The organism is Psychrobacter cryohalolentis K5 (assembly GCF_000013905.1).
Taxonomy (GTDB): domain Bacteria; phylum Pseudomonadota; class Gammaproteobacteria; order Pseudomonadales; family Moraxellaceae; genus Psychrobacter; species Psychrobacter cryohalolentis.
The window spans coordinates 1,740,546-1,765,490 of sequence record NC_007969.1 but is presented as its reverse complement, the minus strand read 5'-3'; the positions used below and the strand labels follow the sequence as shown (position 1 = coordinate 1,765,490).

Sequence of the window (24,945 nt, the reverse complement as noted above, 5' to 3'; positions counted from 1 at the left end):
GTTTTTGACAGTAAAAGCCTGTAAACCCATTTTATATAAGTAGGATAGTAGAGTCGCATGAGTGATATCCAAGACCCGCAGCTGGTATTACAGCACCGTGTACAGCAGCGTCAGATTTTAGCGATGATGGGTATCAATCAGTGGGTGCAGCCAAGCTCAGAAACTCTTAATATCAGTGATATTGCAGCATCTACTGTCATGCCCAGTATGACTCAGTCTGATTCTACTTCTAGCAACGTCAAGACACAGCCAAATAATGAACAGCCAGTTGTCAGCATCGTAAATCCAGATGAAGAAAACGTTGAAATATTAGATAGCAGTGCTGACCATAATGTCTCTGCTTATCCATATAATGAAGCGGGAACTGACGACCTCCAAGATATAAGCGCGCATACCTTTAACCAGCAAAGCCCAGTTACTTATAGTTTTGATGCAGTCAGCCCTGATACCGCAGTTGGTTCTAAGATAAATACGGTCGTTCAACAAGACGTTGCCCTGTTTGATGAGCAGGTATTTTCTAATGACAGTCATTATGACCATGCCCTTAAGGTAGCACCGTTCGACTTACAAGGTGGTCGTTATGGCGATTGGGTAATCATTGCTGATATTCAAGCGCTTAATAATGACAGCCAAAAACTGTGGCAAAATATCACACAAGCGCTATCAATCTCTTGTGAGACAACATCATTCCCTATCTGTGAGGGCATGGATACGGCTGAGCTTGCCAATGCCAGTTTTGCTGGACATGTCTTTAAAATTGGACGCTGCGAAGAAGAAATAAAGGTGTTGGCGTTGACTGCGTTACCTGAAGGGCTTGAGCATCCCGATTTGACTGCTGCACCAACGTTAGATGAAATGCTTACTGATAGTCGCTTAAAGCGCACGCTTTGGGAGATGATTTCTGGTTCGGCTGATCAACAGTGAAAGTTTTGATCATTTTGTATAAGCAACATAGTCGTTAGCCAATAAAATAAAAACGTAAGAAGTATTTCAATGGTTAACTTTTAAATCCCATAATTTTTAAAACCCAACTAACAACGATGATTTTATCATATTTAGGATAATGATTATGACTACCAAAGCCGCTCCTAACCGTGTACCTAATTTTTCAGCAGGACCTGCTACTATACCGACCGCCGTGTTATCACGTGCTCAAGAAGAGTTGCTAGACTGGCAAGGACGCGGCGTATCGGTGATGGAAATCAGCCATCGTAGTAAAGAATACATCGCGATTACTGAAAAAGCTGAAGCCAAACTGCGCTCATTGATGGATATTCCAGACAATTATAAAGTGCTGTTTTTGCAAGGTGGCGCCAGCTTACAGTTTTCAGCCATTCCATTAAATCTGTTAAATGGTGGACGCGGTGACTACCTCACTACTGGTGCTTGGTCAGGAAAAGCCATTAAAGAAGCGCAGCGTTATGCTAATTTAGGCCTTGGTGAGGTTAATCTGGTGGCAACAGGCAAAGACAGTAACTTTACCGACGTGCCAGACCAAAGTGACTGGAACCTGAGCGAAGATGCGGCGTATTTCCACTACTGTGCCAATGAGACCATTCATGGTTTGCAAGTATTTGAGCCACCGAAAGTTGATGCGCCTATTATCGTTGATATGTCATCTTGCATTTTGTCACAACCGATTGATGTGTCTAAATTTGGGATGATTTATGCTGGTGCGCAAAAGAATATTGGTCCAGCTGGGCTAATTATTGTCATCATTCGCGAAGACTTATTAGGGCAGGCAAGTGAGTGGTGCCCGCTACTCATGAACTATGAACACCAAGCCGAAAAAGAATCTATGTCAAACACGCCAGCGACGTACTCTTGGTACTTGGCAGGTCTGGTCTTTGATTGGTTAGAAGAGCAAGGCGGCGTTGCTGCTATCGGAAAAATCAATCAACAAAAAGCGGATTTGCTCTATAAAACGATTGATGATAGTCGCTTTTATAGCAATCCAGTCGACACTAAGTATCGTTCTATCATGAACGTCCCATTTACGTTGGCTGACAGCAGTCTTGATAAAGTATTTTTAGAAGAGTCAGAAGCAGCAGGTTTACTGCATCTAAAAGGTCACCGCGATGTTGGCGGTATGCGTGCTAGCATCTACAATGCGGTGTCGCTAGACTGGGTACAGCAGCTGGTCGACTTTATGATTGCGTTTGAAAAGAAGCACGCCTAAGTCAGTACAGTTTTTGGAAAAAAGACGCACTTTTATGAGTTGCGTCTTTTTTTATGAGCATTGATGCTTATCATTGGTGAATAATGTGTCATAGAGTCACTTTCACGCTGCAAACCATTAGGTTAAAAAATCTAAGTTTGTTATGATAAAATTTTGCGGCACTTACTGCTTTCCATTATAGAGCAGAACTTTAGTCAATTATCACCATATTCATTGGGCTAGCACAGGGGTTTGTTATAACTTTATTATGCTAAAAAATACCATGCTAAAAACTGTCCTATTAGTGACCATGGCGAGCTGGATACCAGCCAGTATCGCGGTGCCGATCACTACTACTGCGCTTGGTCATAATAGTCCTACTGAATATATCGACGCCCCATTTATGCCGTATGCCAATCCAAATGCGCCCACCGGTGGCACGTTGTCGCTTGATGCGCGCGGTACTTTTAATGCGGCTAATAAATGGATGACGACGGGGGTAGCAATGGCTGGCACCGACTATCTATATGATACCTTGATGACTGGCTCATTAAATGAAGCTTTTACCATGTATCCGCAGCTGGCAAGTAAGGTCACTTATGACCCTGATGATACCAGCTGGATTATTTATCATATCAATCCTGCCGCACGCTTTTGGGATGGATCATTGGTGACCAGTCATGATGTAAAAGCCACTTACGACGCGATACTGAACAAAGGGCCGATGTATATTCGCAGCTATTTGGGGGATATTAAAGACATTCAGATTATTAATAAACAGCAAGTAAAATTTGTTTTTGCCTCTGATAAAAATAAAGAGATTTTATTAACGGTTGGTCAATTTCCTATTTTTGCCAAGTCTTCTATCGATGCTGATTTTGAAAAAATTAGCCTAACGCCATTGATGGGTAGCGGTCCTTACAAATTAGGGCGTGTTGATGCGGGACGGGCAGTCAGTTATGTGCGTGATCCCAATTATTGGGGTCGTGATTTGATGGTCAATCGTGGTCGTTATAATTTTGATATGATTAAGTTTGTCTACTATCAGAGTGATGAGATTGCTTTTGAAGGTTTTAAATCGGGTCAATATCGTTTTCGCCCAGAGAATAAAGCGTCTAACTGGGCAACGGGTTATAATTTCCCCGCAGTAAAAGCAGGTCTTATTAGTAAAGAATCAATAAGCAGTCAAAATCCAGTGCCGATGCAAGCACTTATCATGAATATGCGTCGGCCCATCTTTCAAGATATTCGTGTCCGTCAAGCCTTAACCGCAGCTTATGATTTCGAATGGATGAATAAAACCTTATTTCATGGGCAGTATGAGCGTTTGCAAAGCTTTTTTCATGGATCAGAGCTTGCCGCCACTGGCACGCCGACAGATGCAGAGATGCAGGTGCTAATTCCATTATTATCTAAACTTGAACCAATGCAGCGCAAAGCAGTATTAATGGAGTGGCAGCTGCCAACCAGTGATGGTAGTGGCTTTAATCGCGAAGGGTTGTTAAAAGCGCGGCAGCTGTTGCTAGATGCTGGATTTTATTATGAAGATATGAAGCTGTATCAGCCGGATGGCAAGCTTGCTCAGATTGAAATTTTAATGACAGGCGAAACCATGGGTCGAGTGTTGTTGCCTTATATTCGTAATCTAAAGCGTTTAGGCTTTGATGTGACGCTACGCCAAGTGGATGGTGCACAATATTATGAGCGTGTGCGTCGTTTCGATTATGACATGGTAGTCGATGTATTCGCCCAGAGCTTATCGCCTGGTGCTGAGCAAGCGGCATTTTGGGGCAGTGCGGCGGCTGATGAGCCTGGTAATCATAATACGGCTGGCATAAAAAATACTGCTATCGATACAGTGACAGCGTTGCTTGCCAATGCTAAAAACCGTGATGAGATTGTACTCTATACTCAAGTGCTCGATCGCCTGCTGCGTGCAGGTCACTATTTGGTGCCATTATATGGTAAGTCTAGTACCAATGTCGCGTATTGGAATCAATACCGTCATACTGAAAAGCTGCCATCTAATGCCATCGGTATTGATTACTGGTGGACGGATAAAAAAGCAGAAGCACGCGTTAATCAATATTTAAAACAGTAAGTGACAGTGACAGTGACAATGACATTAAAAGTAATTTGAAAGAATTTAATAGACATTAGCAATAAAGATAACCACTGGTAAGGATTTAGTATGAGTATTCGTATTCACCCAATTAAAGCATTCAATGACAACTATATTTGGACACTAATCAATGAGAGTAACAAGCAAGCCATTGTTATTGATCCGGGTCAAGCGGCACCAGTTGTTGCTTATTTAGAGGAAAATGGATTAGAGCTGACGTCTATCTGGACGACTCATCATCATCATGACCATATCGGCGGCGTTGCAGAGTTACAAGAATCGTATCCGATGACGCATCTGGTTGCGCATACCGAGCATAATGTCGATGAAGATCAGACCATCAAAGATGGCAGTACAGTAAGCGCGTGGGGCTGCTCTGCACAAGTTTGGGATGTGTCAGGTCATACCGCTAGCCATATGGCTTATATATTAGATATCGATGGCCTTAAGCATTGCTTTTGTGGCGATACCTTATTTAGTGCTGGATGCGGACGTGTGTTTACAGGAACGATTGAGCAGTTGCATGACAGCTTTAAGCGTCTAAATGGACTGCCAGCTGAGACGCTGTTATATCCTGCACATGAATATACTGCTAGCAATCTACGTTTTGGGTTGTCGATTGAGCCTGATAATGAAGCGATGCAGCAAGCTTTGGCACAAGCAGAAGACAAAACCGCACAAGGCATTCCGACGCTCCCTGTTACTTTAGGACATGAACGTGCGATCAATGTGTTTTTACGGACGCAAGAGCCGAGTGTGATTGCAGGTGTAAAAGCTCAGTTTAATATCGATGATGATAAATCTTTGACTGTATTTGCAGCTCTACGTGAGCTTAAAAATAACTTTTAAATTCTAATCAATGCTTCGACTGACGCTTTGAGAGTTATTAGCTGCGCATTATTTCTATTGCCATATTTCTTACTATTAGGAAGCCGCCATTATGGGTCGTTATATCTTAAAAAGGTTGTTATTGATATTACCGACGCTATTTTTGATATTGCTGGCGAATTTTGTCATTGTACAAGCAGCGCCCGGCGGTCCTGTTGAGCAGCAATTCGCCATGATTGAGCAAGGTGCAAAAGACAATGCCTTGGGTGGTAATATTGGTGCGGGTAGTTCAGGTAATAATAGTACGTATCAAGGCACGCGCGGCCTATCAGAAGAGATGGTGGCGGCGATTAATGCACAATATGGCTTCGACAAATCCGCGCCTGAGCGCTTTTGGCTGATGCTAAAAAATTATGCCCAGCTGGATTTTGGGGAGTCGTTTTTTAAAGGGCAATCGGTCACTGATTTGATTATCGAGAAGCTACCCGTTTCAATCTCGCTTGGGCTTTGGAGCACGCTGCTGATTTATATGATAGCGATTCCACTAGGGGTCTATAAAGCCATGCATCATGGCTCAGGGATTGATAAAGTCACAGCCATGCTACTAGCTATCGGCCATGCGATTCCCGTTTTCGTATTTGCCGTTATATTACTGGTGTTTTTTGCAGGTGGTAGCTACTGGAATATCTTTCCACTGCAAGGCTTGACCTCTGAGAATTTTGATCAATTGAGCGTGCTGGGTAAAATCAAAGATTACTTTTGGCATTTGGCGCTACCGCTGCTAGCAAGTACGGTTGGTGGTTTCGCTGGCTTGACCTATTTGACCAAGTTTAGCTTTTTAGAAGAGCTCGGCAAGCAATATGTGCTTACTGCTCGTGCCAAAGGCTTGGCTGAGCGTCAAGTGCTATACGGACATGTGTTTCGTAATGCCATGCTGATTATTATCGCCGGTATTCCAGCGGCTATCGTTGGCATTTTCTTTGCTGGTAATTTCCTTATTGAGATTATCTTTAAGCTTGATGGTTTGGGCTTGTTAGGTTTCGAAGCCATTCAGCAGCGTGATTATCCCGTGATATTTGGCACGCTGTTTATTTTTACCTTGGTCGGACTGTTATTACAGTTAATCAGTGATTTAAGTTATCACTTAATTGATCCCCGTATCGATTTTGAGGGGCGCTAATGTCAAGTCATCCATTACCTTCAACGCACTCAAGCGCATCTGCTATTGCTATAGAAAAAAAACGTCGCCTAAATCCTATCTGGCAGGCAAGACTTAATCGCTTTCGTCAAAATCGTCTTGGTGTCATATCGCTGTTCATTTTTGCCTTGATATTTGTGATCTGTATGGCAGCCAATGTGATTGCCAATGACAAGCCGCTACTTGTACAGTATCAAGGCGATTACTACTTCCCCGTACTAAAAGCCTATCCTGAGACGACTTTTGGCGGAGTGTTTGAGACCGAGACCAATTACAAAGATCCTGCGGTACAGACGCTGATTACTGAGCAGGGTTATTATGTGATGCCGATCATTCCGTTTGCTGATCAGACGCCAAACGTTGAGCTAGGTATTCCATATCCAGCGGCACCCAATAGCCAGAATTGGCTTGGTACGGATGACTTGGGTCGCGATGTGCTGGCGCGTATACTGTATGGCATGCGAGTGTCATTATTATTTGGTCTGGCATTGACACTTGCCGGTGCATTAATTGGTATTATCGTCGGTGCGATACAAGGTTATTACGGTGGTTGGATAGATTTGGCTGGTCAGCGCTTCATGGAGGTTTGGGGCGGTATGCCGCAGCTGTTTATGATTATTATTTTGGTCAGCTTATTTAGCCCTAGTATTTTTATGCTATTTGCGATGATGTTATTGTTTGGCTGGATGGGATTGGTTGGTTTGGTACGGGCAGAGTTTTTGCGCGCGCGTAACTTTGATTATGTGCGTGCGGCGCGCAATCTGGGGGCTTCCGACAGCCAAATCATGCTAAGGCACATCTTGCCCAATGCCCTAGCATCAAGCTTGTCACAGCTGCCGTTCATTTTAACGGCCAATATTATTGCGTTAACAGCGCTAGATTTCTTAGGTTATGGTTTACCGCCTGGGTCACCGTCGCTGGGTGAGCTGATGGTACAAGGGAAAAACAACCTTGATGCGCCTTGGCTGGCCTTATCGGGATTTTTTAGTTTAACCTTTATTTTGTCGTTGCTCATCTTCGTTGGCGAAGCACTGCGTGATGCCTTTGATCCGAGGCGCTCTTAATATGACAACTGAGAATATGACAACTGCTACTGAGCAAAATAGTCTTTTAAATGACAATCATAGCAATTTATCAAATAAGCTCATGCTGACAGTGGATAAGCTTAACATTGCAACCACTTCGGGTACTGTTTTAGTCGATAAGCTAACGTATGAGCTCAGGCAAGGTCAAACACTAGCCATCGTTGGTGAATCAGGCTCTGGCAAATCGATCGCAAGTCTCGCGCTATTAGGCTTGCTCCCAGATAGTTTGACCGTTACTGGTAAAGTGCAGTTAGCAGATACAGTAGGAATGACTACATTACCGATAGCCAACGATAGAACACGTAATGCAGCTCTACGTGATGTACGTGGTCAGCGCATCGGCATGGTGTTCCAAGAGCCAATGACAGCGCTTAATCCATTGCATACAGTTGCCAAACAAATTGCAGAATCGCTCCGTCTAATCGGAGTATCCAAAAATCAATGGCATGAAAAAAGTATCGCCTTGTTAAATGATGTCAATATCACCGATCCTACTGATAAGCTAAATCGCTATCCGCATGAGTTATCGGGTGGTCAGCGTCAGCGGGTGATGATTGCCATGGCATTAGCGCAGCAACCTGACATCTTAATCGCTGATGAGCCAACCACCGCGCTTGATGTAACCTTGCAACATGAGATTCTCGCTCTATTAGATAATCTTAAACGTCAGCACGATATGGCGATGATATTGATTAGCCATGACCTCAATCTGGTCAGGCGCTACAGTGATGAAGTCATCGTTATGCGTCAAGGGCAGACTATTGAGCAGGGTAGAACTGCAGCGGTATTTAGTCAGCCTAAAGCAGAATATACCCGCTCGCTAATCAAACAAGACTTTGGCCAAGCGCTGAACTTCTCTAATGATGATAAAATTCAGCAATCAACCGTATTGCAAGTCAGCAATTTACACGTACAGTTTCCAATTGAAAAAAGTCTGTTTGGCGGTACCAAACGCTGGTTCGAGGCTGTTAAAGACGTCGATATGAGCCTGCAAAAAGGTCAGGCATTGGGCATCGTTGGTGAGTCAGGCTCGGGTAAAACAACAATTGCCCTTGCGTTAAGTCAGTTACTTAGCAATCAAGCGCGTGTCAGTGGTCAGGTAGTGGTGAATAATCAAGATATTGCGGCGTTATCAAAACGTGATTTGCGCACCTTCCGCTCACAGATTCAAATGGTTTTTCAAGATCCATTTGCCAGTATCAACCCTCGTATGACTGTCATGGAAATCGTCGAAGAAGGGCTGTTAGTACAAGGCGTTGTTAAAGTAGCACGTCAGCAGGCAGTAATGAACAGTCTTGCTACCGTGCATTTACCGTTAGAGTTTGCGCAGCGTTATCCGCACGAGCTATCAGGTGGTCAGCGTCAACGGGTGGCGCTTGCGCGCGCACTCATTATGCAGCCAAGTCTCTTAATATTGGATGAGCCAACGTCTGCGCTTGATAGCACTACGCAAGTCACTGTAGTAAATTTGCTACGTGAAATTCAAGAGAAACTGCAAATCAGCTATGTGTTTATCAGTCATGATTTAAAAGTAGTCCGTGCCTTGTGTCAGCAAATTATAGTGTTAAAAGAAGGCAAGTGCATTGAGTTTGGGCGTACCGAAGACGTGTTTAATAATCCACAACATCCGTATGCAAAGCAATTATTTCAGGCGAGTGTGATATAGCCTAAGTAAATGATATTAAATACTCAGAACATAGCAGTTCATACTAATAGCGACATACCAAAAATCGCAATGGTACAATAAGTTTGGACAGTAGTTTACTTTATATAGAACCTAGTCCTATGTATATTATTTGAACCTTGATTTATTCGGTTAGTTCAAACGGTCATTATTACCATTAAAAGCATCATTAAAAAAGGATTTTTATACCCATGAAAAAACAAAATAGTATTGCTAAATTAGTAAGTAATAAGTTAGTAAGTACCGATGGATTACAGCATGCTGGCTATTTAGCCGTTGCCAAGACACGCGCCAAAGTACTAAAAGCCTTTGCTTATGTTATCCCGATTAGAAGACCGATGTTATTCGTCGGCGAAAGCTCTTGTGATGAGCTATGCGACATGCTTATTAATGAAGGTAGCACCAATGTCTTTATCGTCACTGATGCGGTATTGAATAAGCTTGGTATACCTGCAAAAGTCACTGATTATCTAGATAGCAAAAATATCCGCTATAAAGTCTATGACGGTATTACGCCAGACCCTACTTTTAAAGTGGTTGAAGAAGGGCTACGCATCTCCGTTGATGCTAAATGCGATTCTATTATTGCTATCGGCGGCGGCTCTGTGATTGATGCAGCTAAAATGATTGCTATGTCACAAGGTAACAACTGCAAGCCGCAGCAACTTATCGGCATTCTTAAAGCACGAAAGCCTTCTGTACCGCTGTACTGTGTGCCTACAACTGCGGGTACTGGTTCGGAAGCGACACTTGGTGCAGTTGTATCAGATGATAAAACCCATCAAAAAGCACTATCTATCGACCCAAGAATGGTGCCATTAGCCGCCGCTATTGACCCAGTTATTATGAAAGGGATGCCGGCTCATATCACAGCGGATACGGGTATCGATGTGTTGACCCACGCCTTAGAAGCTTGGATGAGTGCTAATGCGAGCGTCGAGACCGACTATTATGCGGCTTCTGCGGTGAAGTCAGTTATGCAGAATCTGCCAGTAGTATATAAAGACGGCGGCAATCTCAAAGCCAGAGAAGCAATGGGTATTGCCGCTCACTACGGCGGTATTGCCTTTAATAAAGCGGGCCTTGGCTATGTCCATGCCATCGCTCATCAGCTTGGTGCGTATTATAGTATTCCGCATGGTCGCGCCAATGCCATCGTGTTACCTTATGTACTTGATGTCAATCGTCAAGCAAGCAAAAAGAGACTAGCAGATCTGGCTAGAAAAACGGGTATGGTTAAGGATGGTCAAGCCGGCAAGAGTGATGCTGTGATTGCAGATAATCTGATTGCGCAAGTTCGCGAATTGATCGCTACTTTAAATATTGATCCAACGGTTAAAGGTATGAAAACCACTGACTTTGATAGCATTGCTAAAGCCGCAGCTAAAGAAGTCAGCGATACTTATGCGGTGCCAACGTATCTGTCAGCATCTGAAATCAAGAGCATTTTAACGAAGATTCAGCAAGCCAGTGATGAGCATGCCGATACTGATGTTAAGAGCGATAAAGTTGCATAGATGATTTGCTAAATGAATAACCTAGTCATGAATTAATAGAAAGCTTATTATCGAAAGGTAATAAGCTTTTTTTATGGCCATTCATTAAATATGGTGTATATAAACAACACTTTAGGAATATTTCTGTGAGACCTAAGGGTTACGATGGTTACATGATATTACCCTTAGGAGCCTTTCATGACACACCGATTATTAGTGAATTATAAATTACCAGCTAAAGTCGTGGGTATGGCGATAGTAGCGAGCAGTGTCTTTTATGTCGGTTGCGCCTCCACTGAAAAACCGCCTACCATAAAAGATGTTTCCATTGACAATCCTTATGCGCCTACTGACCCTAATTTAGCAGTAGCGACGGTCGCTGGTGGCTGCTTTTGGTGTGTCGAGGCGGGTTATGAAAAGATTCCTGGTGTGGTAGAGGTGGTGTCAGGTTATACAGGTGGCGAATCTAAAAACCCAACTTATAAACAAGTATCAGCAGGTGGTACGGGTCATACGGAAGCGGCTCAAGTTTATTATGATCCGACCAAGATTACCTACAATGGTATCGTTCAAGCACTATGGCGAATCGCTGATCCTACTGATGATAAAGGTCAGTTTGTAGATAGAGGCACCCAGTATCGCCCAGCTATTTTTTATAATAGTGAGCAAGAAAAACAGATAGCCGAAGCTGCCAAGCAATCGCTGCAAGCCTCTGGCGTCTATAAAAAGCCAGTCGTAATCGAGATTGTGCCTGTTAGCGAATTTTATCCAGCAGAAGAGTATCATCAGGATTATTACAAAAAGAATCCACTACGTTATAAGGCCTATACGTTTAACTCTGGTCGCTACCAGTTCATTGAAAGTGTCTATGGCAAAAAATATGAGTTAGATTTCAACCAATTCAAACCGACTGTAACCAGTGCAAAGTCAGCAATGTCGAATACCTCGTCAGCTGCAGTAAAGCCGTCGACAGTTAAGACAAGTGCAGGCTTTGACCCAGATACCTTTGTAAAACCGACAAAAGCTGATCTTAAAAAATCACTAAGTGACATTCAATATAAAGTCTCTCAGGAAGATAGTACTGAGCGCGCTTTTGATAACGAATATTGGGATAATAAAGAACCTGGACTGTATGTCGATGTAGTATCAGGTGAACCATTATATTCGTCTCGTGATCAATACAAGTCCGGTACAGGTTGGCCGAGCTTTACTCGTCCACTGAATGCTAGCTTTGTCGTAGAAAAGGCAGATCGAGGAATATTTGGCACCCGTACCGAGATTCGTAGCCGTTATGCAGATTCACACGTCGGTCATGTATTTGACGATGGTCCGGCACCGACGGGTAAGCGCTATTGCATGAACTCAGCAGCAATGCGTTTTATCCCACTGGCGCAGATGGAAGCGGCTGGCTATGGTAGATGGATCAATGACGTAAAATCAGCTAGCTAATTCCCTTACTGTCATAAGAAATCAAAAACCGCTTATCATATCAGTAGTTAACTACTGATATGATAAGCGGTTTTTGTATGTGATGCTATATAGTCTTATTGAACATAATAGAGAACATATCTATCTATCAAAAAAATGAATATATTTTCTTAAATTTTCATGTCATAATTATTAGTACAATGTATCAGTTTAGTAATAATTGAAATTTAATGTTATTTTTGATGGCTAGATTGGAATTTCTTAGTGTGTAAATTACAAGGAAGAGTTATGTTAAAAAGAGAATTGAATACAGTGTCGGGTCTTGTAGTAGTAAATTCTGCCGATAATAAAATGCGCGGAGCAAATATAAAAATATCATTTTTAACAATCAGTATGCTAGCAGTTAGCGGCATATGGTTAACAACAGAGTCTGCCATGGCATATGATCCTTATTGCGATATGCATCCATGGGATTGTGGATACTCTGGAATGCCAGGTCCTATGGGTCCTGCTGGTATGGATGGTGCTAAAGGTGATACTGGTGCTCAGGGCATACAGGGTGAAACTGGCGCTAAAGGTGATCAAGGTATTCAAGGTATTCAAGGCCTACAGGGTGAAATTGGTGCCAAAGGCGACATCGGTCTAACTGGTGCTAAGGGCGAACAAGGTATCCAAGGTCTGACGGGTGCTACAGGAGATACTGGCGCCAAGGGAGACAAAGGTGATATCGGTCTAACTGGTGCTAAGGGCGTACAAGGCATTCAAGGTCTGACCGGTGCTAAAGGTGATACTGGTGCTAAAGGCCTACAGGGTGAAATTGGTGCCAAAGGCGAAACTGGCGCCAAGGGTGATAAAGGCGACATCGGTCTAACTGGTGCTCAAGGGGAACAAGGCATCCAAGGTTTGACTGGCGCTAAAGGTGAGGCAGGTAAGGATGCTAATATCAATGTTGCTATACAGACCTCTAATAGTACAGCGACACCAGCCCAAGCCACAGGTAAAGATTCTATTGCAATAGGTAATGGCGCAGTAGCTGAAGGCAGCCAATCTATTAGTATTGGTGTGGGCAATTTAGTAACCGGTAAAAACTCTGGTGCAATTGGCGATCCAAGCACAGTAAGTGGCTCAGGTAGCTATAGCTTCGGCAATAATAATACGGTCACTGGCAACAACACAGTAGTTTTAGGAAACGGCATCAGTACGGGTGTGAATAACTCAGTTGTGCTTGGAAGTGACTCCACAGCAAACCGTGATAACACAGTATCAGTTGGCTCAGTAGGTAGTGAGCGTCAGATAATTAATGTGGCAGCTGGTACACAGGGTTCTGATGCGGTTAATGTCACACAATTAAATACGGCTAGGCTCAAAGCAGTGACTGATGCCAATACTTATACTGATACTAAGTATGACGTTTTGAATAACAGCTTTCAGAATTATTCTAACGGCATAAATCGTCGAGTCGATGATGTGGAAAAAACAGCCAATAGTGGCGTGGCTATTTCTTTAGCAACACAACAGGCTATCCCCAATCTCCAACCAGGCAAGGTTGCTGTGTTTGGTGGTATGGGTCATTATGAGGGTGAAAGTGCTTTAGCTATTGGTGCCGCTACAATGTTAGATAATGGTCGCACGTCAGTCAGTGGTGCATTTGGTTTTGCTGATTCAAAGTTCGGCGGCCGAGTTGGTATGTCGTACATATTTGGTCGATAGTCATTTTATTGATTTAGTTTTTTTAACCTGTCGTAGCCATACGGCAGGTTTTTTTATGAAGTCTAATCATGTTCTTATCACTATTGAATGGATTATGGCCAGTGAACTATATTTGAAATACTAAAAAGATAATCAAGAAAAGGACGCATGAGCGTCCTTTTTATAACTAGGTAATATTAATCTTCAACATTAAAAAGCAGGTTTACGCTTCGGTACAGCATCTAAAAACTCATTGCGCGCTTGATTGTCATGTACATACTCACCTAACATCGACATTGTGCGCGTAGTAGAGTGTTGCTTATTGACACCGCGCATCATCATACACATGTGAGCGGCATCCATCACGACAGCTACACCGCGGCAACCTGTCACATCCATAATCGTCTGCGCTATTTGTTCGCTTAAATTTTCTTGAACTTGCAAGCGACGAGAAAACATATCGACGATACGAGCAAATTTAGACAGCCCTAACACTTGACCGTTTGGTAAATAACCAATGTGCGCAACACCGTGAAAAGGCAACATATGGTGCTCGCACAATGAATAAAACTCAATATTTTGCACCAATACCAGCTCACGGTTGGTCGATGGAAACAAAGCGTCATTAACGACTTCATCTAAGCTTTGATGATAGCCTTTGGTCAAATGCGCAAATGCTTTGGCAGCACGTGTTGGGGTGTCTTCAAGTCCTGGACGATGCAAGTCCTCACCCGTTGAGGCGATGAGCTGGCGATAGGATTCGATGCTTTCTTGGTAGTCTGATGCTATTGTTGCAGTATTGCTCATAAGTTTGGCAGCCATCCAAAATGTGGGTGTAGCTTAACGCTAAATCCTTAGTTACAAACAATGGTTGTAAAGGATTATTATAAAAATTGTGCAAGCTGGGAGGGCTGTGATTATACTCGAAATCTACTTAACTTCCTACTGCTGTAGCCGGTAGTTCACCGTTTTATCAATATTAAATGGTATTATTGAGCGGGATTAGGCATTAATACAGTGTAAGCAAATACAGTTTACGACTGTTTACTTAAATCAATTCGTGTATAATAACTCATCTTTCAATTGGTACTTCCACTCGCTATTTGTTAGCCAACTATTAAAAATAATCGATCATTTAAATGACCTAAATTGACTTAAAAGGAAATATTATGCTATTACAAGGACAGCGTTTTGTCGTTACAGGCATCGCTAGCAAACTATCTATCGCTTGGGCAATCGCTGAAGCACTACATCGTGAAGGCGCGTCGTTAATTTTGACTTATCCTAATGATAAAATCAAAAAACGGGTAGATATGGCGGCTGAAGCATTTGAGGCGGACTTGGTCCTTGAGTGTGACGTGGCATCAGATGCGTCTATTGCGGCTTGTTTTGAGCAAGTCACTGCCCATTGGGGCGATGGCATCAATGGCGTAGTACATGCGATTGGCTTTGCACCGATGGATCAGCTTGATGGTGATTTTGTCAATGCGACAACCCGTGAAGGCAGTCATATCGCCCATGATATCTCAAGCTATAGCTTTGTGGCATTGGCAAAAGCATCGCGTGAGCTACTTGCTATGCGCCACGGCTCAATGTTGACGTTGACTTATGAAGGCAGTATTTCAGTATTGCCAAACTACAACGTCATGGGTATGGCAAAGGCGAGTCTTGAAGCCAGTGTTCGCTACCTTGCAACTTCTATGGGCGGTGAGGGTATTCGCGTCAACGCGATCTCGGCAGGTCCTATTCGTACGCTTGCCGCCAGTGGCATCAAGTCATTCCGTAAAATGCTCGATATCAGTGAAAAGATTGCACCTCTACAGCGTAATATTACTCAAGCTGAAGTCGGTAATGCCGCGCTATTTTTATTGTCGCCTTGGGCATCTGGTATCACTGGCGAGATTATGTTTGTTGATGCCGGTTTCAATACGGTTGCGATCAGCGAGCAGCTAATGATGCTTGATGAGCCGAAATAGTTAAAAGGCAATCCTCAACGATATATAATGAGAAGTAAGGAAGGCAGCCAATCGGCTGTCTTTTTTGACTATACTATGGGTTTTTTGCTGATAAGCCATTAAGCGACGAATATGATAACCAAACTACCAAGATGGATATTGTGGGGTGGCGCCGTATTGGCATTCAGTGCAGGCTGTGTCAATACGGCAGCATTAATGGGTTTTACCAATTTATCTGTTTCGCATGTGACAGGTAACGTAAGCTTGTTTGCCGCTGCCATCGCTTATTTAGACATTCGAAGCCTTTTATTTATCGGCGCGTTACTGCTGTCTTTTTTGGCAGGGGCTGTATTAAGTGGTTTTGTTATCGGTCAGACGTCATTGAAGCTTGGTCGACGTTATGGCAATGCGCTTTACATTGAAGCGGCATTATTGTTAATAGGCTATTGGTTATACCAGCAGCATGATTATCTAGGACAGCTTGCCGCTGCTATGGCATGTGGCTTACAGAATGCAATGGTTGCAACTTATAGCGGTGCAGTGATTCGTACCACGCATTTAACAGGACTAACCTCAGATATGGGCGCTGCCATCGGTAATTGGCTGGCGGGTCGTCGTATCAGTAAGCCAACATTAGGTTTTCAGGCGATTATTTGGTACTGTTTTTGCGCTGGCAGTGCCGTAGGTGCTTTTTTATATGCCAGAGTCGGCTATGGTGCGTTGTTTTTGCCTATTACTATTGTTTTGAGCGCAGCCTTCGTATACAACTATGTATCAGACAATCTACCAGAAAAAAGACAGCCAAGAAAAAAGCGCCCATCAGGTTGATAAACGCTTTTTCATTTTTAAATTTTATTTCAATCGAATCCATACAGACTACTGATCGTCTTCTTTATGGTCTTCATGTTCGTGCAACCCTTGCATCATATCTAACGCAGAATCGTCAGTACGCTGCTGATCTTCTTTAGCCAATCCATCTTGGTTGATGTCTTTTGGTGCCATTTTCGTCGTTGAGTCAGTTTTGTTGTCATCTGCCATGAGAATCTCCTATTTGTTTTTATTAACGTTCTTCACCAACTCAGTATGTGATACAGCTTATGAGTTGTACAGGGAAGATATGAACATATTTAGTGACGGTATGTAACTTTGTATCAAACTGACTTCTGGTTTTTCAAAATAGACTTAAAGCCATATTTATAAAGCCAATTGGTTTTGGATAGATGAAATAAAGATTATATTTCTGACAAGGTTTTCAATATGTCTATATTGATAATAATTTGGTGGATAATATTTCTGCTATGATGGCACCTTGTTTTTGTCAGTACTGTTATTAAGTACGATTATAAAGGTATGGTTAACAGCTGAAAGACGTCTTTATATTTATAATTTTTAACACCGTCTTTGGGTACAATAAGGACATTATATGTCAGAGAAAAAACTAGATAGCCATCTTCCTAATGATGGCAACGAGTATTTATTTACAGATACCTTCCCAAAAGGTACCGGTAAAGGATTGATAGTTGTCGCTATCGCGGCGGTTATCAGTCTGTTTATCTATAACGTATTGCCGTATGATATCAGTGCCAATAAAGGCCTCGCCATGTTGTTCTTTATCGGCGTTTTATGGTTAACTGAAGCGGTACATGTGACGATTACAGCGATATTGGTGGTGGTCGTAGGAGCGCTAATTGGTTTACCGGATTTCGATGCTGAAATTGGCTTACAAAGCTTTGCTAACCCAATTATTTATTTGTTCTTTGGTGGCTTTGCACTAGCGGCGGCATTGCATGTGCAGCAATTAGACAGGAAAATAGCGCTCAAGATTCTATCAATGTCAGGTGGCAATCTGAGGAATGCGGTATTCCTAATATTTGGGGTCACCGCATTTTTATCGATGTGGATATCAAATACGGCTACTGCAGCGATGATGTTGCCACTGGCGCTTGGTATTCTAACGCAGGTTGACCGCGAAAAAGACCGTGGCACTTTTGTGTTCGTACTATTAGGTATTGCCTATTCTGCGAGCCTTGGTGGTTTGGGTACGATCGTTGGTTCACCACCCAATGCTATTGCTGCAAAAGCACTGGATATCGCGTTTGTCGATTGGATGAAGTTTGGTATTCCGATGATGTTGGTGCTGCTGCCATTATTGCTCGGTGCGATGTATTTATTCCTCAAGCCCAATCTTAATCGTCAGGTCACGCTGAACGAAGATGATGAGGCTATTGCATGGAATAAGCCACGTGTACTGACGATTATTGTTTTTATCGTCACAGCGCTAAGCTGGATACTCTCGAAACAAATTGGTGCTGCACTTAATATTGCTGATGTTGATTCTATTGTGGCACTGTTAGCAGCATCAGCGGTGGTCAGCTTAGGGTTGGTTTCATGGAAGCAAGTTTCTGACAATACCGACTGGGGTGTGCTCATGTTGTTCGGTGGTGGTATTGCGCTATCAACAGTGTTAAAAGTTTCAGGCGCATCGTTGGTTCTTGGTCAAGCAGTTGCTAATGGACTGTCCTCTGCACCGCTTATCGTCGTGGTACTGGCAGTTGCGGCATTCATTATATTCTTGACAGAATTTGCTTCTAATACGGCTTCTGCCGCCTTGTTAGTCCCTGTGTTTGCGGCTATTGCTGAGCAAATGGGTCTACCACCTGCAGTATTAGTCATGATTATTGGTATCGGTGCTTCTTGCGCATTTATGCTACCAGTTGCCACGCCACCAAACGCTATTGTCTTTGGGACGGGTCTTATTAAGCAGACAGAGATGATACGTGTTGGTGTCATACTGAATGTTATTTCTACCTTTATCATAGGTTTGTGGGCATATTTTTTCTTACTATAATCTATGAGTGAAAACAGTTATAACCGAACAAACCCAATGTTTAAGTGATTCTTAAACATTGGGTTTTTCATTTACTAGTAGTCATAATGTCGGTATAAAATACTTATCGTTTCTTTCTTGTTATCATTGATGTATTAGCTGCTCAAAGCAGATTGGGATGACTATTAACTGACTAGGTTTATCTAACAAGGAACATATAAGATGTCTAAGGAATCTCTAAAATGCCAACCCTATATATGATTCAATTAGGCGGTCGTCCCAAAGGACGGTTGATTGAACAACACGATATATTTTTTGGCGTGGCCAATCAGGTTAATGAATTAATAGCAGATATCAATAACCATTGGCCTGAAGTGAAAAATAAGTGGCATATTGATTCATACCGCGCTATTAGCAAAGTTGATAATTATGCGATTAAATTAGTGGAATCCAATATTCAAGCAGAGTGCGCCAACGACTTAAAGCTATTCTTTATCAATTTAGGCGGCTATCAGCAGGGCAGTTTTGAAGAGTTTCATTATAAGCTACTTATCGTGGCTGATAGCCAAGCAGATGCAGTTAAACAAGCAAAACAGAGCGAATTTTATAAACAATTTACTTTTAAAGATAAAGCATCGCCTTTTAACGCTGCCTCACATATTGATGACAAGTTTGAAGTAGATATAGACAACATATATAACGTCAATGATCTTATCTCAAATGTTAAAATCATTATCGAGCCTCTTGCCAGAGCGCTTGATAAAAGTATAAATGTCATAGAAGATAAAAAATACGTAGGATATTTAAGTATTAAAAATCTTAAAAAATTAGCACTGTGATAATATTAATTGTCGCTTACGTGTTTATGAGTTTTAAGAGATACGTCTAATCACTCGTTATCTCTGTGAGATTTTTGGTTATTTTAGAAATTTGATACGTTCTATAAGCAACAACTCAAGTCTAGGCCATACACGAGTAACTTGAATCGCAGCTCAATTATCCCCATAATCTAACAACTCCTAAATAATAAATAGCCTAAGTAAATATGCCTGATACTTCAACAGAAAATCAAGAAAAAATCCAGCCTGTACAAGCCGAAAATCTGAACGCCGAGACAAAAAATACGCAGAAAGAGAGTGTGAATGCTCAACAGGTTATTTCTGTTGCTAATTTACCCGTGCTCGCGAAGGATGAGTATTATCTCAGTCGCCTTGAGCGTGAGCTGGCACGGGCAAAACCGTCTGCTAATAAAAATAGCAATACGGATGGCAAACACAACGTTAAAAGTAGCAATGATTTGGATAAAAAACACGCCCAATATGAGCAATTAAAGGCTCGCTCGCAGCAAGCGGTGCAAGCGCGTATAGAGAGCATTCCAGATAGGCTGGCAGAAAAACTGAATCAGGATCTCCCTGTTAGCCAACGTGGTGATGATTTGATTCAGGCAATCATCGATAACCAAGTGATTATCGTTGCAGGTGAGACAGGCTCCGGTAAAACTACGCAACTGCCTAAGTTAGCAATGTTAGCAGGGCGCGGTATACGTGGCCAAATAGGGCATACACAGCCTCGACGACTGGCGGCACGCAGTGTGGCAAACCGTATCGCTGAAGAATTGGGCGAGCAGCTTGGTAATACGGTCAGCTTCAAGATTCGCTTTAACGAGCAGGGCACGGCGCAATCTGTCGTTAAACTAATGACTGATGGTATTTTGCTTGCTGAACTTGGTCATGATCGTTTTTTGAGTAAATACGATACTATTATTATTGATGAAGCCCATGAGCGTAGTTTAAACATTGACTTTATTATGGGTTATTTAAAAAAACTGCTGCCAAAGCGCCCTGATTTAAAAGTCATTATTACCTCAGCGACACTGGACACTAAACGCTTTAGTGAATACTTTAGTCGCTACGATAATAAGCTTAAACGGCAAATTCCTGCGCCTATTTTTAATGTCGAAGGACGAAGCTTCCCTGTCGAAGTGCGTTATCGTCCGTTAACAGATGAGCCCGTAACCAGCTCAGACGATGATAGCTATGATGACTTTGAAGAAAATCTGCCACGTGCGGTGGTTGCTGCAGTGGAAGAATGCTTTAGCGATGCACAAAATAAAGGTCATGCCGATCAAGCAGATATCTTGATATTTGCTGCAACTGAAGCTGAGATTCGTGAGCTCCAAGAGGTGCTTGAGCGTCATGGACCTAAACATACAGAAGTGTTGCCACTATTTGCACGGCAGACTTATGAAGAGCAACAGCGTATCTTTCAGCCATCAGGTCGCGGCCGACGTATTGTTATCGCGACTAACGTCGCTGAGACGGCATTGACCGTACCCGGCATTCGCTATGTGATTGATTTGGGTTTTGCGCGTATATCACGCTATTCTTATCGTTCGCGCGTACAGCGTTTACCAATTGAAGCCATCTCGCAAGCTGCTGCCAATCAGCGTAAAGGGCGTTGTGGTCGTGTTGCGCCGGGTGTTTGTATTCGTTTATATAGCGAAGAGGACTTTACTGGTCGTCCTGAATTTACGGAACCTGAGATTTTACGCACTAACTTAGCATCCGTTATTTTACAAATGGCAAATCTGCGCCTAGGAAGCGTCGATGATTTCGCCTTCATTGAGCCACCTGACAGTCGCTTGGTTACTGATGGACATAAATTGCTTGATGAGTTAGGCGCGATTACTGCTAAAAACGACGTACCTTCAGCTAAACAAACTAACAAGCCAAAATCAAAACAGGGTCTGGATCATCTGGTTCTGACACCGACTGGTCAAAAGATGGCACGTATGCCAATCGATCCAAGGCTGGCACGTATGCTGGTAGCTGGTAGCGATTTTGACTGTATCCGAGAAATGCTCATTGTCGTTGCGGCGCTTGCTGTCCAAGATTCACGCGAGCGGCCAGTAAATAAGCGCCAGCAAGCGGATCAGAAGCATGCTGAATTTCGCCAAGATGACTCTGATTTTTTATTCTATTTAAGTCTGTGGAAAGCCCTGTTTGAGAAAGACGAAGATGGCAATAAGTTGTCTGGCAATCAGCGTAAGCAGTTTACGAAGAAAAACTATCTAAGCTTCCCGCGTGTACGTGAGTGGAGTCAAACCCATCGTCAGTTAGTACAAATGGTCACTGAGCTTAAGCTGACTGATGCTAACGAGGCAAAAACTGCTGACAAGAATGCCTCGAAAGAAGTGACTCACAGTGACCCTACCGCGATTGAAGATGAAGAACTCAAAGCTGTTAAATACGGCAATTTACATCGCGCATTATTAACAGGTCTATTGTCTACGATTGCTCACAAAACTGAAAATCGCGGTGAATACTTAGCCGCTCGCCAGCAGAAAGCCAAAATATTCCCAGCCAGTACGGTTTTTAAGCAAATACCACCTTGGGTCATGGCTTTTGAAGTGGTCGAAACCTCACAAGTCTTTATGCGTACCGTTGCCAAGATTGAACCAGAATGGATTATCTCAGCCGCCGGTAACTTATTAAAGTATCACTACTTTGAGCCACATTGGTCGAAGAAGACGGGGCGTGTCAAAGCTTATGCCCAGATCAGTTTATTCGGGCTGATTATTATCAGTAAGCAACTGACCAACTATGAGCAAGTTAATCTAAGCGAGTCGCGCGAGATATTTATCCGTGACGGTCTGGTTACTGGAAATTTAGGTAGACAAGCACCGTTCTTACAGCATAATATGGATAAAATTGCTGACATTGAACGCATCGAGGATAAATTACGCCGCCGTGATTTATTGGTCGATGAAGAGTCCTTGTATCAGTTTTATGATAAAAAAATCCCCGATCATATTGCGAGCCGCAAAACGTTTGAAGACTGGCGTGCCGAAGTTGAAAAAACCGATACTAAGTATCTGTTCTTTACCGATGAAGACGTGCTTAATAGCCAAGCGCCAACGACAGGCGATTTCCCAGAAGTGTGGAAACTTGGCGATTTAAAGTTGCCACTACGCTATATTTTTGATCCAGCGAGCGATGATGATGGGGTGACCATCCGTGTGCCACTTGTCGCGCTACCGCAGCTTGATGCGATTGAGCTGTTATGGGGTGTACCCGGTTGGCGTTATGAGCTGGTATTACAGTTATTAAAATCATTACCAAAAGACATTCGTCGTCAGATTGTACCTATTCCTGATACTGCCGATAGCTTGTTTGATGAATTGCAGCCTGCGGGTGGACAGGGGTTATTAAAACAGCTTTGCCAAGCACTTAACCGCCGTGGCATTATGTCAGTTACTACAGAGCATTTTAATCCGTCTAGTATTGATCGTTATTTGCAGCCACAAATCTGCGTGGTCGATGATAAGAACCGTATCATCGAAAAAGGACGCGATCTGCAAACGCTACAGATTCGCCATGCTTCTCAGACGCGCCAAGCGGTGAATGAGCAGCAAGGCGCGCATACAGAATTTCCTGAGCACTTTGCCTTTAGTAAAAACCATCATAGCGCAGGTGTGGTTATGAAGCAGTTTGCTGCTTTGGTTGCTGACGAGGCAGGTGAAGCGGTATCTATCCATCAATATACCGATGTTAATGCAGCACTGCAGGCGCACCGTATCGGGGTGTTAACGCTAATCAAAAGCAGACTTGGCTCAAAGAAAAAACAGCTGACCAGTCAAGTTGATAACATATTTAAACTGGCATTCGCACCGCTTGGCGATATGGAAAAGCTTAAGACTATCATTATTGATGCGACTTTAGATGCAACACTCGAAGAGCACTATGTATTGTTTGATCATACGGCAGACCTACCTGAGAGTGCTAATGATGTTGCGGTTGGACTCAGTGAGGAGCTACCCTTTACTCCTGAAGAGTATAGCCAAACGCTCGATGTGCTACTAAGTAACTTCTTGCTGATTGGTCAAACGGTTATAAAAACGCTCAAAAGCGTTTATACCCGCTGGCAACGTATTCGCCAAAGCATGCTAATGCTTGATCGAGAGATATTTGGCGAGTCTATTGAAGATATTGAAGATCAGTTAGCAGATTTGCATTTGGCTGATTTTGTTTATCGTATGGATTATAGCCACTGGCAGCAGTATCCACGCTATCTGGAAGCGCTAGAGATTCGTATCGACCGCCTTGAGCACAATGTCGAAGCTGACCTCGATGGCGTCTATGCCCTTGACTTACATATGGAAAGACTTGCAGGACGTGCTAATGATAAAGCCATCAGCGATTACCGCTGGATGGTCGAGGAGTACCGCATTCAACTGTTTGCTCAGCCGATGAAAACCCGTATGGCGGTATCGCCCAAGCGTCTAAGTAAGATATGGGATAAAATGAGTTAGCATAAAAGTAAGTACTTCAGTAACCGTTCGCAAATTTTTATGGTCATGCTTTTAGTTGCTAGTTGCTAGTTGCTAGTTGCTAGTTGCTAGTTGCTAGTTGCTAGTTGCTAGTTGCTAGTTGCTAGTTGCTAGTTGCTAGTTGCTAGTTGCTAGTTGCTAAAAGCATGACGCTCTTGTCCGTATTATCAAAAAGCTTATTCAACCGCTTATATAGATATCTTAGACATTATCATGACACTGGCTGCTAAGCTCATACCTTACAAGCCTTTCTAGAGGAATAAATATTCAAGCAGTCGCCATGCACCGATTGCTAACCTCTACAGTGTTTCAGTTATCATTTTTATAAAATTGATGCATCTCTTTCACGTTAACAGTCGTATTTGAATCTCTGTCATCTCTTACATTGGCTGGTGCTGTGATCGCATTTGTACAAGGTATTAGTTTGTTATTACCGCAATTATTCCGTACTTTGCCGGATTTTTGCGTGAGTGGTCAGGTAGCTTTCAAGCCGTTTGGCTGATGCTACTTATCACATTGGTGAGCATGCTGATTATTACTATGAAGCGTGCGCCTGAGAGTTAAGCAAAGACAATGAATTATTCATAAAATCAAATCAAGGATTGAAGATGGGAATTACAGCTATGGATAGCGTCTCTTGTACTGAAACACAAGATACAAAAATCTCGTTACTTACAGGCGAGATGGCACAAGATATGGTGAATGCTGCATTTATAGAGTCTAAAAGGCATGGTCTAATGGTATCGGTGACGGTGGTTGATCGTTCTGGGCAAATACTGGCCTTTTTAAAGGATCATCGAGCGGGTGTGCATACTATTCGCTCAAGTTATAAAAAAGCCTATACAGCCAATTCGCAAAAAAGAGAAACAGCAGTTATCGCTAGAGGCGTTGCGGACGGTAGTATTGCTGCCGACATCAGATACCTTGATGAAAACATACTGATAATGCCGGGCGGTATTCCTGTATATATTGATGGTATTGTGGCTGGCGGTATTGGTGTGGGCGGCGCACATGGCAATGAAGATGTAAGTATTGCTCTCGCAGGCTTAAGCGTTTTAGAGTAAATATATAGGGCAAGTTCCACGCACTAATTTTTAATTTTCACAATCTTTAGACAGTGCGTAGATATAGCTTATAGGCTTTCCC

General features: G+C 42.9%; 19 protein-coding genes. 16 read left to right on the top strand and 3 right to left on the bottom strand.

Annotation, left to right across the window (positions count from 1 at the left end):
- Nucleotides 1-57: 57 nt before the first annotated feature.
- The 9 genes from PCRYO_RS07325 to msrA all read left to right on the top strand — a co-directional run bounded on the left by PCRYO_RS07325 (nucleotide 58) and on the right by msrA (nucleotide 12,020).
- Nucleotides 58-924, top strand: a complete 867-nt coding sequence (locus PCRYO_RS07325; protein WP_011513766.1) for a hypothetical protein — start codon at nucleotides 58-60, stop codon at nucleotides 922-924.
- A 145-nt stretch (nucleotides 925-1,069) separates the two neighbouring features.
- Nucleotides 1,070-2,179, top strand: a complete 1,110-nt coding sequence (gene serC, locus PCRYO_RS07320; RefSeq protein WP_011513765.1) for a 3-phosphoserine/phosphohydroxythreonine transaminase — start codon at nucleotides 1,070-1,072, stop codon at nucleotides 2,177-2,179.
- Nucleotides 2,180-2,426: 247 nt separating this feature from the next.
- The gene (locus tag PCRYO_RS07315) at nucleotides 2,427-4,259 is read left to right on the top strand and encodes an extracellular solute-binding protein (RefSeq protein ID WP_011513764.1); all 1,833 of its coding nucleotides are present in this window, start codon (nucleotides 2,427-2,429) and stop codon (nucleotides 4,257-4,259) included.
- Between the two features lie 90 nt (nucleotides 4,260-4,349).
- The gene (gloB, locus tag PCRYO_RS07310) at nucleotides 4,350-5,129 is read left to right on the top strand and encodes a hydroxyacylglutathione hydrolase (protein WP_011513763.1); all 780 of its coding nucleotides are present in this window, start codon (nucleotides 4,350-4,352) and stop codon (nucleotides 5,127-5,129) included.
- A 91-nt stretch (nucleotides 5,130-5,220) separates the two neighbouring features.
- Nucleotides 5,221-6,288, top strand: coding sequence for a microcin C ABC transporter permease YejB (gene yejB, locus PCRYO_RS07305; RefSeq protein ID WP_011513762.1), 1,068 nt, complete (start codon nucleotides 5,221-5,223; stop codon nucleotides 6,286-6,288).
- The gene (locus tag PCRYO_RS07300) at nucleotides 6,288-7,370 is read left to right on the top strand and encodes an ABC transporter permease (RefSeq protein ID WP_011513761.1); all 1,083 of its coding nucleotides are present in this window, start codon (nucleotides 6,288-6,290) and stop codon (nucleotides 7,368-7,370) included. Before yejB ends, PCRYO_RS07300 begins: the two co-directional genes overlap by 1 nt.
- Nucleotide 7,371: 1 nt before the next feature.
- Nucleotides 7,372-9,057, top strand: coding sequence for an ABC transporter ATP-binding protein (locus PCRYO_RS07295; RefSeq protein WP_011513760.1), 1,686 nt, complete (start codon nucleotides 7,372-7,374; stop codon nucleotides 9,055-9,057).
- Nucleotides 9,058-9,266: 209 nt separating this feature from the next.
- The gene (locus PCRYO_RS07290; protein ID WP_011513759.1) at nucleotides 9,267-10,592 is read left to right on the top strand and encodes an iron-containing alcohol dehydrogenase; all 1,326 of its coding nucleotides are present in this window, start codon (nucleotides 9,267-9,269) and stop codon (nucleotides 10,590-10,592) included.
- A gap of 177 nt (nucleotides 10,593-10,769) precedes the next feature.
- Nucleotides 10,770-12,020 carry a peptide-methionine (S)-S-oxide reductase MsrA gene (msrA, locus tag PCRYO_RS07285; protein WP_011513758.1) on the top strand — a complete coding sequence of 417 codons (1,251 nt, stop codon included), beginning with the start codon at nucleotides 10,770-10,772 and terminating at the stop codon, nucleotides 12,018-12,020.
- 212 nt (nucleotides 12,021-12,232) lie between these two features.
- On the opposite strand, the gene PCRYO_RS13165 is transcribed toward msrA, so the two are convergent.
- The gene (locus tag PCRYO_RS13165) at nucleotides 12,233-12,436 is read right to left on the bottom strand and encodes a hypothetical protein (RefSeq protein ID WP_146110327.1); all 204 of its coding nucleotides are present in this window, start codon (nucleotides 12,434-12,436) and stop codon (nucleotides 12,233-12,235) included.
- Here PCRYO_RS13165 and PCRYO_RS12985 point away from each other — a divergent pair.
- On the top strand, nucleotides 12,435-13,709 hold the full coding sequence (locus PCRYO_RS12985) for a YadA-like family protein (protein ID WP_192941321.1): 1,275 nt from the start codon (nucleotides 12,435-12,437) through the stop codon (nucleotides 13,707-13,709). The two genes, PCRYO_RS13165 and PCRYO_RS12985, sit on opposite strands and share 2 nt — an antisense overlap.
- A 189-nt stretch (nucleotides 13,710-13,898) precedes the next feature.
- On the opposite strand, the gene folE is transcribed toward PCRYO_RS12985, so the two are convergent.
- On the bottom strand, nucleotides 13,899-14,495 hold the full coding sequence (folE, locus tag PCRYO_RS07270; RefSeq protein WP_226939345.1) for a GTP cyclohydrolase I FolE: 597 nt from the start codon (nucleotides 14,493-14,495) through the stop codon (nucleotides 13,899-13,901).
- Between the two features lie 362 nt (nucleotides 14,496-14,857).
- Between folE and PCRYO_RS07265 the strand changes: the two genes are divergently transcribed.
- Together PCRYO_RS07265 and PCRYO_RS07260 are read left to right on the top strand one after the other, a co-directional pair.
- The gene (locus PCRYO_RS07265; RefSeq protein ID WP_011513755.1) at nucleotides 14,858-15,664 is read left to right on the top strand and encodes an enoyl-ACP reductase FabI; all 807 of its coding nucleotides are present in this window, start codon (nucleotides 14,858-14,860) and stop codon (nucleotides 15,662-15,664) included.
- A gap of 111 nt (nucleotides 15,665-15,775) precedes the next feature.
- Nucleotides 15,776-16,471 carry a YoaK family protein gene (locus PCRYO_RS07260; RefSeq protein ID WP_011513754.1) on the top strand — a complete coding sequence of 232 codons (696 nt, stop codon included), beginning with the start codon at nucleotides 15,776-15,778 and terminating at the stop codon, nucleotides 16,469-16,471.
- Nucleotides 16,472-16,519: 48 nt separating this feature from the next.
- On the opposite strand, the gene PCRYO_RS13235 is transcribed toward PCRYO_RS07260, so the two are convergent.
- Nucleotides 16,520-16,681, bottom strand: coding sequence for a hypothetical protein (locus PCRYO_RS13235; RefSeq protein WP_011513753.1), 162 nt, complete (start codon nucleotides 16,679-16,681; stop codon nucleotides 16,520-16,522).
- Between the two features lie 385 nt (nucleotides 16,682-17,066).
- Here PCRYO_RS13235 and PCRYO_RS07255 point away from each other — a divergent pair, with 385 nt between their 5' ends.
- The 4 genes from PCRYO_RS07255 (at nucleotide 17,067) to PCRYO_RS07240 (ending at nucleotide 24,863) form a co-directional block, all read left to right on the top strand.
- Nucleotides 17,067-18,491: an SLC13 family permease gene (locus tag PCRYO_RS07255; RefSeq protein ID WP_011513752.1), complete on the top strand. Its 1,425-nt coding sequence runs from the start codon at nucleotides 17,067-17,069 to the stop codon at nucleotides 18,489-18,491.
- 221 nt (nucleotides 18,492-18,712) lie between these two features.
- Nucleotides 18,713-19,309 (top strand): DUF1543 domain-containing protein, encoded by a 597-nt coding sequence (locus PCRYO_RS07250; RefSeq protein WP_011513751.1) that lies wholly within the window; start codon nucleotides 18,713-18,715, stop codon nucleotides 19,307-19,309.
- Between the two features lie 206 nt (nucleotides 19,310-19,515).
- A complete protein-coding gene (gene hrpA / locus PCRYO_RS07245) occupies nucleotides 19,516-23,781 on the top strand; it encodes an ATP-dependent RNA helicase HrpA (RefSeq protein WP_011513750.1) in 4,266 nt (1,421 codons plus the stop codon).
- Between the two features lie 626 nt (nucleotides 23,782-24,407).
- A complete protein-coding gene (locus PCRYO_RS07240) occupies nucleotides 24,408-24,863 on the top strand; it encodes a GlcG/HbpS family heme-binding protein (protein ID WP_049751811.1) in 456 nt (151 codons plus the stop codon).
- Nucleotides 24,864-24,945 lie beyond the last annotated feature (82 nt).